This is a genomic window from Brevibacillus sp. NPDC058079 (genome assembly GCF_042885155.1).
In the GTDB taxonomy this organism is placed as follows: domain Bacteria; phylum Bacillota; class Bacilli; order Brevibacillales; family Brevibacillaceae; genus Brevibacillus.
The window spans coordinates 1-10963 of record NZ_JBHVSO010000032.1 but is presented as its reverse complement, the minus strand read 5'-3'; the positions used below and the strand labels follow the sequence as shown (position 1 = coordinate 10963).

The 10963-nt window shown below is 46.7% G+C and carries 13 protein-coding genes, 1 tRNA gene and 1 riboswitch; of the genes, 8 read left to right on the top strand and 6 right to left on the bottom strand.

The window, feature by feature from the left end; genetic code table 11:
• Positions 1-141: 141 nt before the first annotated feature.
• Positions 142-217: transfer RNA gene (locus tag ACFVS2_RS34500), tRNA-Thr, on the bottom strand.
• A 174-nt stretch (positions 218-391) separates the two neighbouring features.
• Positions 392-1261: a YitT family protein gene (locus ACFVS2_RS34495; protein WP_007727413.1), complete on the bottom strand. Its 870-nt coding sequence runs from the start codon at positions 1259-1261 to the stop codon at positions 392-394.
• Between the two features lie 241 nt (positions 1262-1502).
• On the opposite strand from ACFVS2_RS34495, the gene ACFVS2_RS34490 reads away from it, so the two are divergent.
• Entirely contained in the window at positions 1503-1799 is a 297-nt protein-coding gene (locus tag ACFVS2_RS34490) for a Fur family transcriptional regulator (RefSeq protein WP_173620481.1), read from the top strand.
• A gap of 70 nt (positions 1800-1869) precedes the next feature.
• Here the strand turns inward: ACFVS2_RS34490 and ACFVS2_RS34485 are convergent, their stop codons facing one another.
• A complete protein-coding gene (locus tag ACFVS2_RS34485; RefSeq protein WP_390241193.1) occupies positions 1870-2712 on the bottom strand; it encodes an aldo/keto reductase in 843 nt (280 codons plus the stop codon).
• A 174-nt stretch (positions 2713-2886) separates the two neighbouring features.
• Between ACFVS2_RS34485 and ACFVS2_RS34480 the strand changes: the two genes are divergently transcribed.
• Positions 2887-3246, top strand: coding sequence for a winged helix-turn-helix transcriptional regulator (locus ACFVS2_RS34480; RefSeq protein WP_007727418.1), 360 nt, complete (start codon positions 2887-2889; stop codon positions 3244-3246).
• Positions 3247-3321: 75 nt separating this feature from the next.
• Entirely contained in the window at positions 3322-4266 is a 945-nt protein-coding gene (locus tag ACFVS2_RS34475) for an aldo/keto reductase (RefSeq protein WP_390241199.1), read from the top strand.
• A 13-nt stretch (positions 4267-4279) separates the two neighbouring features.
• On the opposite strand, the gene ACFVS2_RS34470 is transcribed toward ACFVS2_RS34475, so the two are convergent.
• Positions 4280-5116, bottom strand: a complete 837-nt coding sequence (locus ACFVS2_RS34470; RefSeq protein ID WP_390241189.1) for a serine hydrolase — start codon at positions 5114-5116, stop codon at positions 4280-4282.
• 137 nt (positions 5117-5253) lie between these two features.
• Here ACFVS2_RS34470 and ACFVS2_RS34465 point away from each other — a divergent pair, with 137 nt between their 5' ends.
• Positions 5254-6366, top strand: coding sequence for a GerAB/ArcD/ProY family transporter (locus ACFVS2_RS34465; RefSeq protein ID WP_390241187.1), 1113 nt, complete (start codon positions 5254-5256; stop codon positions 6364-6366).
• A 20-nt stretch (positions 6367-6386) separates the two neighbouring features.
• On the opposite strand, the gene ACFVS2_RS34460 is transcribed toward ACFVS2_RS34465, so the two are convergent.
• On the bottom strand, positions 6387-7067 hold the full coding sequence (locus ACFVS2_RS34460) for a copper homeostasis protein CutC (RefSeq protein ID WP_390241184.1): 681 nt from the start codon (positions 7065-7067) through the stop codon (positions 6387-6389).
• A gap of 18 nt (positions 7068-7085) precedes the next feature.
• Complete coding sequence (locus ACFVS2_RS34455; RefSeq protein ID WP_390241196.1) at positions 7086-8093, bottom strand: asparaginase; 1008 nt, start codon at positions 8091-8093, stop codon at positions 7086-7088.
• Between the two features lie 173 nt (positions 8094-8266).
• A riboswitch (PreQ1 riboswitch) is annotated at positions 8267-8305 on the top strand.
• A 99-nt stretch (positions 8306-8404) separates the two neighbouring features.
• Here ACFVS2_RS34455 and queC point away from each other — a divergent pair.
• From queC to queF, 4 genes are read left to right on the top strand one after another with little or no spacing between them, the layout of a single operon-like run.
• Complete coding sequence (gene queC / locus ACFVS2_RS34450) at positions 8405-9073, top strand: 7-cyano-7-deazaguanine synthase QueC (protein ID WP_390241181.1); 669 nt, start codon at positions 8405-8407, stop codon at positions 9071-9073.
• A complete protein-coding gene (queD, locus tag ACFVS2_RS34445) occupies positions 9073-9561 on the top strand; it encodes a 6-carboxytetrahydropterin synthase QueD (protein ID WP_173620486.1) in 489 nt (162 codons plus the stop codon). The genes queC and queD overlap by 1 nt, the downstream gene beginning before the upstream one ends.
• Positions 9558-10277 (top strand): 7-carboxy-7-deazaguanine synthase QueE, encoded by a 720-nt coding sequence (queE, locus tag ACFVS2_RS34440; RefSeq protein WP_390241177.1) that lies wholly within the window; start codon positions 9558-9560, stop codon positions 10275-10277. Before queD ends, queE begins: the two co-directional genes overlap by 4 nt.
• A 43-nt stretch (positions 10278-10320) precedes the next feature.
• On the top strand, positions 10321-10818 hold the full coding sequence (gene queF / locus ACFVS2_RS34435; RefSeq protein ID WP_007729714.1) for a preQ(1) synthase: 498 nt from the start codon (positions 10321-10323) through the stop codon (positions 10816-10818).
• Positions 10819-10963: the final 145 nt, after the last annotated feature.

Genomic DNA, 10963 nt, shown 5'->3' with positions numbered 1-10963 from the left:
TCTCCAATAAAGTTTGTTACTGGTTCAAAGCTGGCAAATCATTTAATGATAGACTCATTAACGCTTTCGCTGTTCAGTTTTCAAAGAGCATTTTCGCGCTATCAAGCGCTTTGTTTCATTTCCCTACTACAGATTATGTAGTGGTGCCGGCGATAGGACTTGAACCCACAACCCCCTGATTACAAGTCAGGTGCTCTACCAATTGAGCTACACCGGCATTTGATTTGTTTTTCGTTGTGTGCGTTTCGTTTGTGTCCCGCTCACGAGATTTAATATAGCACGTATAAATTTTAAATGCAATAGAAAATCTAAAATAATTTCATTCAAAATAAAAATCGAACAAAAAAAAGAGCAGTGGAACGACTCCCCACCGCTCTTTTCTTCTATTATATTATCCTGCTCGAAAGCCCTCTCCCAACACTTCTTGAGCAGGGCACAAAATAATGAATGCATCTGGGTCCACGGAACGCACCATGATTTTCAGCTTGCTCACTTCACTTTGGCTGACAACTGCCATGAGTACCTTACGCGCGTCTCCGGTATATCCACCAGCACCATCCAACAAAGTGACACCACGGTCCAAATCATACAAGATGGTTTCTCTCAACGTATCTGTTTCATTCGAAATGATATAAGCGACTTTGGAGGTATTCCAGCCCATCTGAACAATATCAATCGTCTTGCTGGTCACAAACAATGCGATAAGTGCATACAATGCTTTTTCCGGATCGAATACAATCCCTGCAAACAAGATCACTAGTCCATCAAACACAGCTACACATGCACCTAAACTAAATCCTGAATATTTGTGGAGGATCTGCGAAGCAATTGAAAAGCCCCCCGTCGATCCTCTCCCCCGAAACACGATACCGATCCCGAGCCCTACCCCGATTCCCCCATAAATACTCGCCAACAGGAGATTCGTAGTTAACGGCTGGAGGTGACTGGTCAGCATAACACACAATGGGAGAACAATTGAACCAACCGCCGCCTTCAAACTGTATTGCCGATCGAGAAGTTTAAATCCTAATAGAAACAAAGGAATATTCATTGCCCATTGCACCACTGCCGGAGAAAAACCAAACATGTTATGCAAAATCGTAGACAGCCCAGAAACCCCTCCAGAAGCAATTTGGTTTGGATTCAGAAACAGATTGAAACTAGTTGCCAATACTAGCGATCCTAGAACCAGCATGCCATATTCGAGCACTTTTCGCTGTGGACTGTTCATCTGGATTGCGGTTCGTCTTTTTCGTGCCACATGGTTCCACTCCTGACATTATCACGTAAGCAAAATCCGCACATACACTACCATGTTTTGGTCGAAAAGAAAACCCCTATTTCATTATCCCTCTTATGTAAGATTTACGCATCCCCCAGAAACATGCACACGCAAGCCATGAGCTGGATAAGATATGGAAAGAAAAAGTTGACTGCACACAAAATAAAAAGGATAATTATAATATAGTAATTATTATAATCTAAGAGCGGGGTGGCCTGTAATGAATCATCATATTGTCAGTGTCACACAACAAGTAAAGCATCTAGGAAAAAGATTAACCATCCAAAGAAGAGCCGTACTCCTTCTTATGCTTACCACTCAGAAATACTATACAGCCAAAGACGTTTACCATGCTTTAAAAAACGAGATGCCAAACATCACACTCTCAACCGTTTACACCAGCCTGCGCTTTTTCGTGAAAATGGGTATTCTCAAGGAGCATGTTCACCACGACTCCCCCAATCAATTTGAATGTGTGGTAACCATGGACGACATTCAGTTGCCAGAAGTCATTTGATTCCTATTCCTTTTCCTCAACGCAAAAAACTCCTGATGATTTCAGGAGTTTTTTTGTATGCCGTCAGCTATTAAAAATCAAAGTTATCCGGGTCTGGACCAACTCGGTGATTTTGGTTTAGCGCATGAATCATTTCCATGTCTTCTTTCGACAGTTCGAAATCAAATACGGATGCATTCTCGACGATTCGATGCTCCTTGGTCGACTTTGGAATGGTCACAACGCCATTTTGCAAATCCCAGCGAATAATGACTTGGGCAATGGACTTCCCGTATTTTTCCGAAATTCCTTTTAGTACTGGATTGTCCAATAGCTGTCCTTGCATAAGCGGAGACCATGCTTCAAATTGAATCCCTTGCTCCTTGCAGTAGGCACGCAGTTCATCTTGGGACAGGCGCGGATGGAATTCTACTTGGTTCACCATCGGCTTAATCTCAGCGTCTTTAAGCAGTTCCTCTAAATGATGAACGTGGAAATTGCTTACCCCGATAGCTTTTACCAACCCTTTTTTGTACAACGTCTCCAATGCTCTCCATGCTTCTTTGAACTTTCCTTCTACCGGCCAGTGAATGAGGTACAAGTCCAGGTATTCCAGCCCGAGTTTTTTCAGGCTCGCCTCATATGCTTCCAACGTGGACTCATACCCTAAATCCGCATTCCATACTTTCGAGGTAACAAAAAGATCTTCTCGAGTGATGCCCGCTTCCTGCAAACCTGCACGGATTCCACGGCCAACACCTTCTTCGTTGTTATAAATAGCGGCTGTGTCGATACTGCGGTAGCCGTGCTTGATTGCTGTTTTTACAGCTAGCTCGAGCTCCTGGCCTTCCTCTACTTTAAAAACACCCAGACCCACCCAAGGCATTTTTACTCCGTTGTACAGCGTAGTCGTATCTTGCAAATGTTTTGGCATAACTTGTCTCCTCCATCCATGTTCTCTATGTTAGTATGACTGTTTCCAGCCACCTAATGTGCTTCATGTCGTTTGACAAGTGTTATTATGAGATAGACTAACGAAAAGTAAAAGTACGCACTTTTTTGTGTGATAGGCACTAATAAGTACCTATCATTCAGGAGGAAATCAACAATGAAGAAGAAGTATAACATTTCAGTGGAAGCTACACTTGAGGTCATCGGCGGTAAATGGAAATGCGTTATTTTGTGTCACCTGACTCACGGAAAAAAACGTACAAGTGAGTTGAAACGACTAATGCCGGGGATTACGCAGAAGATGCTAACGCAGCAACTTAGAGAGCTTGAAGATGATGGCATCATCAACCGGATTATTTACAATCAAGTTCCGCCAAAAGTGGAGTATGAGCTCAGCGAGTACGGCTGGACCTTGAAAAGTATTCTCGATTCGCTCTGCTTATGGGGCGAAAAGCATATCATTAAGGAATACGGCGACAAGTATGCTGTATTGGAAGAAAGTATCTTAAATCGATAATAGAACGGGAGTAGGTGAAGTGGCTTGGGAGCAATCGAAACGCCTGTCTTGCGTAAATTGGGGAGCTCAGACCTGATGCTTTCTCCTCTAGGCCTCGGCTGCTGGCAGTTCAGCAATGGACACGGAATGGTGGGGAAGTTTTGGCCTGTCATTGGACCTCACGATGTTTTAAAAATTGTGCAGACGAGTTTGCTTGGGGGCATTAACTGGTTTGATACTGCGGAAGTATACGGCAAAGGTCAATCAGAACAGATGCTGGCAAAAGCCTTAAACGACACCGGTCCACTAGCGGATTCCGCCCATATTGCGACGAAATGGTGGCCTGTCCTGCGCACCGCAAAAAGCATCGGGAACACAATTGACGAGCGCATTCGTCTGCTCGATAACCGCACCATCCATTTGCATCAAGTCCACCAGCCCTACTCCTTGTCTTCTGTTGCAAGCGAAATGAATGAAATGGCCAAGCTCGTCAAGCAAGGCAAGATTCAGAACGTGGGCGTAAGTAACTTTTCCGCCAAAAGTATGCGAGAAGCCGATCGCGTATTGCGCGAGAACGGTCTGCGTCTCATCTCCAATCAAGTGAAATACAGTCTGTTGGACAGAAGGATCGAACAAAACGGGATACTGGATACGGCAAAAGAGTTGGGCATTGCGATTATCGCCTATTCTCCGCTTGAGCAAGGGATTCTAAGCGGCAAGTTTCATAAAAATCCAGCCCTGGTCCAGTCCATTACAGGACCCCGAAAATGGACATCACCCTTTCGTTCCACCGGGCTAAAAAAGTCTCAGCCGCTCATCACCGTCCTGGAGGATCTGGCACGCAAATACGATTCATCCGCTACACAAATCGCCTTGAACTGGTTGATTCACGCTCATGGAGAAACGGTCTTTGCGATTCCAGGCGCGTCCAAAGTCCATCATGCTGAGGAAAATGTCAAAGCCATGCGCTTTTCTTTGACATCGTCTGAATTGCAAGAGATCGATGAAGCTTCCAAGCAAGTTTTAACCATCAACAAATGAAAAAGCTGCCGATCTAATCGACAGCCAAAATAGCGTAGTCATACACAGCTCTTCCCAGTAATCCGAGTGTGTTCAAAGCGGATTGAGCGGTTACATCTTTGGATAGGGCCGTAATGGAAAAGCAGCGATTGTTCGTATACAGCAAACCTACATCATGCTGTCTGCCAGTATCCCAACCCGATTTACACGGCAGTTCCCATGCAGGATAATGGGATTCTTCCTCATCTGGCAATTGGGACGGCAGACCATTACGGACTTGCTGCTTTTTCATAATGGCGATCATCTCTTTGCAGGCACGCTCAGACAAATAACTGCCCATCGCCATTTGACCTAGCATACTCGCAACATCTCCAGCGGTTATCTTATTGTTTTCTGTGATGTCGAGTGGATAAATCATCAGCTTGCGTGAATAACAGCTTTGGCGCATTCCCAAATCGATCATGGTCTGGTCGATCTGCGCTTTTCCTACCAAATCAATCAGCATATTTGTCGCCGTATTGTCGCTCTGAATAATCATGAGGGTCACCAAGTCGCGAATCGTAAGCTTCAAGCCTGGAGATAGCGCGTACAAAATCCCCGATCCCCCCACCAGATCCTCTTGACGTAGGACAAGCTGATCCTCCAATCGAAAATGCCCTTGCTCACTTGCCGCGAAAACGGCTGCCATGATCGGCACTTTGATCACACTCTCCGCAATAAACAGCTCATCCGTTACATGCTCAAAACGGGTTCCTTTAGCTGAGCCCTGTTCCTCCACAACGACACCCCAAGTCCCCTCCGCTTGTCCGATAATGGCCGACAACCTTTTTTCCAGCTCCACAGCTTTTCTTCCCTTCTCCTGTTGGCTCATAGTTTCTTGCCGCTTTCCTTTTATCATACTATTCCGAAAACATATCACACAAGAGACGGTACCTGCTTACGGTTCGTTTATCCATCCTGAACTTGGAAATAATACGTAAGATAAACTTACGGACAAGGTGAGGCATCATGCAGAACTCCGATAAGATTGGCAGCCGTCAATTTGTCATCCTCGTAACATTCATCACCATAGGAGATTCTATCCTGATCTTACCTTCTGTACCTGCGACTGAAGCGAGTCACGATGGCTGGCTATCAGGATTGATCGGCATGGTACTGGGGCTAGCCATCGTATACTTGTTTTGTGTAGTCGCTCGCATCTACCCCGAACAAACGCTGATTGAAAAGAACAAGCTCATATTTGGACGTTGGCTCGGCACGTTCTTTTCCCTCTTCTTTTTGGAAGCTATATTAATCAACGGCGCTGTCTATATACGGACGATCGGAGAATTCATGACCACGCACATAATGAAAGCAACACCCATCGATGCTGTCATGTTTTTACTCGTTGCCTGCGCAATATACGCTGTTCGATTAGGACTTGAAGCTTTTGCACGGACCAGCGAAATCTTTTTCCTCTGGTTTGTCTTTACGTTCGTTATGTTTTTTCTTTTGTTAAGCCCTCAGTTCCAATTCGAGAACCTTTTCCCCTTCTTGGAAAATGGCATAAAGCCCGTCATAAGAGGAGTATTTTCCGTGACCGCTTTTCCCTTTTCGGAGCTGGTTATTTTTCTCATGATTACCCCGCACCTCGATGCAAAACCAAAGCTCACATCTGCATTTTTGCGAGGAGCGATATACGGTGGAGTTTGTCTGCTTGCCGTCATCTTCTTATCGCTTTTGGTGCTCGGCCCGGAATTGGTTTCCCGCGAGACCTTTCCGAGCTACTCCCTCGCCAAACGAGTCCATGTAGGAGAGTTCTTTCAAAGACAGGAAGCGATGATGGCTCTCATGTGGTTTGTCTCCATTTATTTCAAAGTCGTACTGTATATGTATGGTTTCTGTGTGGGTATAAAGCAGCTTCTCCATTTAAAGGAGCATCAGTCGCTCACCTTGCCCATTTGCATCTTATTTGTCGCCATCGCAATCATCATCGTTCCAAACGGAGCTTTTTTATACGAAACGTATACGTACTGGCCATTCTTTGATTTAACAAAAGGGTTCCTGTATCCGCTGATTCTCATCGTCGGTTACTGGATACGGAAACGAATGAACAACAAGCCGGCTACCCTACAGAAGTAAGGTGTCGGCTTGTTTTATACTTACAGTAGTTGTTTGATGGCTGCCACTTGCTCTGCATCGACGTATCGAAGAGGCTGTCCTTCTTCTCGTACTGCCGATCCAAAATGAACCTCTTTGACACCCGTACGGTTCACGAGGTCTCCCACGTTAGCCAGCGACAATCCGCTTCCTGCCAAAATCGCGAGCTGCGTATTCTCTGTCAGCTTGACGAGCTGCTCGATGCAAGCAGCTCCCTCGATGGCGGTTTTTTTGCCCCCAGAAGTAAGAATGGTACGAACTTGGGGATATTTTAGGAGAATACGCGCTGCTTCCATTTGATCCACAGCATTATCAAAAGCACGATGGAACGTCACATTCAAAGCACCTGACTCACCAAGCAACAGCTCCAATCCCCGCTGATCGAGCGTATTTTCTGGAGTCAGCATGCCAATTACGACACCTGCTGCCCCAAGCTCACGGATGATACGTACATCCTGCCGCATGACCGCAAGTTCTTCTGCTGTATAGCAAAATGATTGGCTATGCGGTCGCACCATAACGTTTACCGGGATGGAAACCGCCTTGACCACTGCCTCAATCAATCCCCAGCTCGGAGTAATGCCTCCCTCCAAAATACCCGAGATGAGCTCCAACCTGTCAGCTCCGCCCTGCTCCGCACGTTTTGCATCCTCAACTGAAGTCGCAATCACTTCCACTAGCATGATACTTCGCCTCCGTTTTTAGCATTTGTTCAAGACAAAAACTGGTCGTTTCTCCCCGACCACCAACTGATTGTCATTTTTAATAGCTTTTGGCGCCAGCGCATGCAGTCGGTCGATGGTTTCCTGATTATCATACTGAATCTGCTCCAAGATCGACGCGATAATAAGCGGCCATACTAATTCAGAGCCATTCAGTACTTTAAGCGAGAAGCTGAGTCTCTCTTTTTTCAAAGCAAAGCCGTATACACCCATCGCTCCGCCTTTGGCGATTATATTTTCATCCATTAAGAGCGCTGTACAGATGAAGTTGTGACTGGCAATGATCTCGGGACTGCTCGTCATCCAGCCTGTCACTCTCTCTACTGCCTCACGTGTCTTGTGATCCTCGATCAGATCCGGACAAGCAAGCTTTAGATATGCGATCGCCAGGTTCTTGAGCGGCAACGCAAAAACCGGGAAGCCACAGCCGTCGACGCTTAGCTGAACCTGCTCTTTTGGATAGCCAGCCAGGTTGGCAAACACCTCCAATGCCTCCTGTTGTGCTGGATGCTCTGCCTTGTAGTAATCATGAGTGGAATATCCTTGATCCTTCGACAACGCCAAGTACCCCAAATGCTTTCCCGCACAGTTATGAAAGAGCCTACGTTTTTCTATGCCTTGGGACAAGCAAGCAAACTTCGGTTCCTCGTTGAGCGGATAAGTCGGGCAAGTAAGCAATTCGTCTTCCTGAATGCCGGTCTTTCGTAAAATCGACTCCAAGCCTTCCATATGATAAACTTCACCACGATGTGAGGCCGCAAAGAGTGCTGCTTCGCTGCTGTTCAGTCCGAATTTTTCATCAATTTTACGTTTGGCGATGGGAATGGCTTGAAAGGGCTTAGCTGCGGAGCGCAATAAGGTGATATGGTTCTCATCGCCTGCCCGATAAGCCACCTCTCCTTTTTCATTCACGCCGCACACGATGCCGTTATGTACGTTCTCCAGAATGCCGCCGCGATATTCTTCCACTAAAGGGACATCTCTCATCAAAATCACCCGCTCCACTCCATGTTGATCGATTATGAAAAAAACACTAGCAGGAGCACCCTCCATCCGTCAATCTTTTTCCAAGCGATAATCCCCCCACTTCGGCGCTGATTGTTGTATAATGTCTCAAGGTGCCCATTTGGGTTCCACAAATAAGAAATCCGTGCATCTGCACGGGAGAGGTTCGCGAACTCCCTCTATAAAAAACTAAGCTTGATAACAGTACCTTTCTTTGGTATTGTTTTTGTTTTTTTGATGGAAAGTTCAAGAACTCTCTTTCTTCCAATTCAATTAAGAGGAGATGGAGAGCAATGAAAAAGGAAAAAGCCGTCGTTGTCTTTAGCGGAGGTCAGGACAGCACTACCTGCCTGTTTTGGGCGAAAGAGCAATTCGGCGAAGTAGAAACCCTCACGTTTGATTACGGGCAGCGACACAAGCTGGAGATCGAGTGCGCCCAGCAAATTGCCGCAGAACTCGGCGTCAAAAACTCCGTATTGGACATGAGCCTGTTAAACCAGCTCGCGCCCAATGCACTCACCCGCACAGACATTGACATTACCCATGAAGAAGGCCAATTGCCATCCACGTTCGTCGACGGACGCAACTTGTTGTTCCTTTCCTTTGCGGGCGTTTTCGCCAAGCAACGAGGAGCACGTCACTTGGTTACCGGTGTATGCGAAACGGATTTTAGCGGTTATCCCGATTGCCGTGACGCCTTTATCAAATCACTCAATGTGACATTGAATTTGTCGATGGACTATCCGTTTGTGATTCACACGCCGCTCATGTGGCTGAACAAAGCACAAACGTGGAAGCTGGCGGACGATCTGGGTGCCTTCACCTATATTCGCGAAAATACCCTCACCTGCTATAACGGCATCAAAGGGGACGGCTGCGGCGAATGCCCTGCCTGCCACCTACGAAAAGCCGGACTGGACACTTATCTTTCCGAGAAAAATCAACCTGGAGAACAAGCCTGATGAGCGCCAACTTTGATTTTCGTATCGTCGATCGCATGCAGGCACTGGGTACCCATATTCAAAAATCACAGCTTCGCTACCATAACAAACGCGTTTTGGTAAGCAAGGAATTTACTTTTGACGCTGCACATCATCTGCACGCCTATGAAGGAAAGTGCAAAAACCTGCACGGCCATACGTACACGGTCGTCTTCGGCATCAGCGGCTTTCCGGACGAGATCGGACTCGTCATCGATTTCGGTGACATCAAGCAAATCTGGAAAGAGCACATCGAAATTTATTTGGATCACCGCTATCTGAATGAAATGCTTCCTCCGATGAATACCACTGCCGAAAACATGGTCGTGTGGATTTTCGAAGAAATGGAAAAGCAATTGCAGTCAGATGCTTACCGCGACCGTTACAACAGCGCTCGGGTGGAGTTCGTTCGCCTGTTCGAGACACCGACCAGCTATGCAGAGGCAAGACGGGAGTGGATGACGGAATGATCCCGGTCTTGGAAATATTCGGCCCTACGATTCAGGGCGAAGGAATGGTTATCGGACAAAAAACGATGTTTGTGCGAACTGCTGGCTGTGACTATCGTTGCAGCTGGTGTGACTCCGCTTTTACATGGGATGGATCTGCCCGCGATGAAATCCGGCAAATGTCACCCAAGGCGGTCTGGGAGGAGCTCACTCGGTTAGGCGGGGACCGTTTTTCTCATGTCACGATCTCCGGCGGAAATCCTGCGCTTTTGGCTGGCATCGGGGACTTAATCTCCCTGTTGAAGGAGCATGGCATTCGCACAGCAGTCGAAACACAAGGCAGCAAGTGGCAAGCGTGGCTTCCACTGATTGACGACATTACGATTTCACCGAAGCCACCTAGTTCCGGGATGGAAACAGATTTTCAAGCGCTTGATCGAATTGTACACGAGCTTTTGGAACAAAAACATCCAGGTCTTAGCCTGAAAGTGGTTGTTTTCGACGACGCCGACTTTGCCTATGCACGCACTATTCATCAGCGATTTCCAGAGGTACCTTTCTACTTGCAGCCCGGAAACAGTGATCTGACGGACGCTGATACGCCCCGGCTTCGAGATAAGCTTTTGGAGAGCTTTGAATGGCTGATCGATCAGGCGATGGCGACACCTGACATGAATGACGCGAAGGTTCTTCCCCAACTACATGCGCTTGTCTGGGGCAATAAACGAGGCGTTTAAACGATATTTTACTCTCATGGAAGAAAAGAGGACTGTACTCACTATGGCACATCAACAAGAACGCGATTTATCCTCCCTCACTCTTTTGGGAAATCAAGGCACAACGTACAACTACTCCTATGACCCGAGCGTTTTGGAGTCTTTTGACAACAAGCATCCGTACCGTGATTATTTCGTAAAGTTCAACTGCCCGGAATTCACCAGTCTGTGTCCGATTACTGGCCAGCCAGACTTTGCGACGATCTATATCAGCTACATTCCTGACATCAAAATGGTAGAAAGCAAATCGCTCAAGCTGTACTTGTTCAGCTTCCGCAATCACGGCGATTTCCATGAGGATTGCGTGAACGTCATCATGAACGATTTGATCAAGCTGATGGACCCGCGCTACATCGAGGTATGGGGCAAGTTCACTCCGCGCGGCGGCATCTCGATCGATCCGTATTGCAACTACGGGAAACCGGGGACGAAGTACGAGGAGATGGCGAGCCATCGGATGATGAATCATGATATGTATCCGGAGAAAGTGGATAATCGGTAGAGTGAACAGGTTATGAGAAAGGAAAAACCCTTATCTATTTATAAGGGTTTTTCTCAGGTTGTAGATAAACACTACTTTTTGTTTCAAGACAAAATTAGACTTGTGTGGAGTTAGGTCCGAAGGACAAAAATAAGATAGCGTTTCC

Coding starts and splice junctions, on each gene's coding strand:
- ACFVS2_RS34490 (WP_173620481.1), top strand. CDS start 1,503: ATGAATCATCATATTGTCAGTGTCACACAACAAGTAAAGCATCTAGGA.
- ACFVS2_RS34485 (WP_390241193.1), bottom strand. CDS start 2,712: ATGCCAAAACATTTGCAAGATACGACTACGCTGTACAACGGAGTAAAA.
- ACFVS2_RS34480 (WP_007727418.1), top strand. CDS start 2,887: ATGAAGAAGAAGTATAACATTTCAGTGGAAGCTACACTTGAGGTCATC.
- ACFVS2_RS34475 (WP_390241199.1), top strand. CDS start 3,322: ATGCTTTCTCCTCTAGGCCTCGGCTGCTGGCAGTTCAGCAATGGACAC.
- ACFVS2_RS34470 (WP_390241189.1), bottom strand. CDS start 5,116: ATGAGCCAACAGGAGAAGGGAAGAAAAGCTGTGGAGCTGGAAAAAAGG.
- ACFVS2_RS34465 (WP_390241187.1), top strand. CDS start 5,254: ATGCAGAACTCCGATAAGATTGGCAGCCGTCAATTTGTCATCCTCGTA.
- ACFVS2_RS34460 (WP_390241184.1), bottom strand. CDS start 7,067: ATGCTAGTGGAAGTGATTGCGACTTCAGTTGAGGATGCAAAACGTGCG.
- ACFVS2_RS34455 (WP_390241196.1), bottom strand. CDS start 8,093: ATGAGAGATGTCCCTTTAGTGGAAGAATATCGCGGCGGCATTCTGGAG.
- queC (WP_390241181.1), top strand. CDS start 8,405: ATGAAAAAGGAAAAAGCCGTCGTTGTCTTTAGCGGAGGTCAGGACAGC.
- queD (WP_173620486.1), top strand. CDS start 9,073: ATGAGCGCCAACTTTGATTTTCGTATCGTCGATCGCATGCAGGCACTG.
- queE (WP_390241177.1), top strand. CDS start 9,558: ATGATCCCGGTCTTGGAAATATTCGGCCCTACGATTCAGGGCGAAGGA.
- queF (WP_007729714.1), top strand. CDS start 10,321: ATGGCACATCAACAAGAACGCGATTTATCCTCCCTCACTCTTTTGGGA.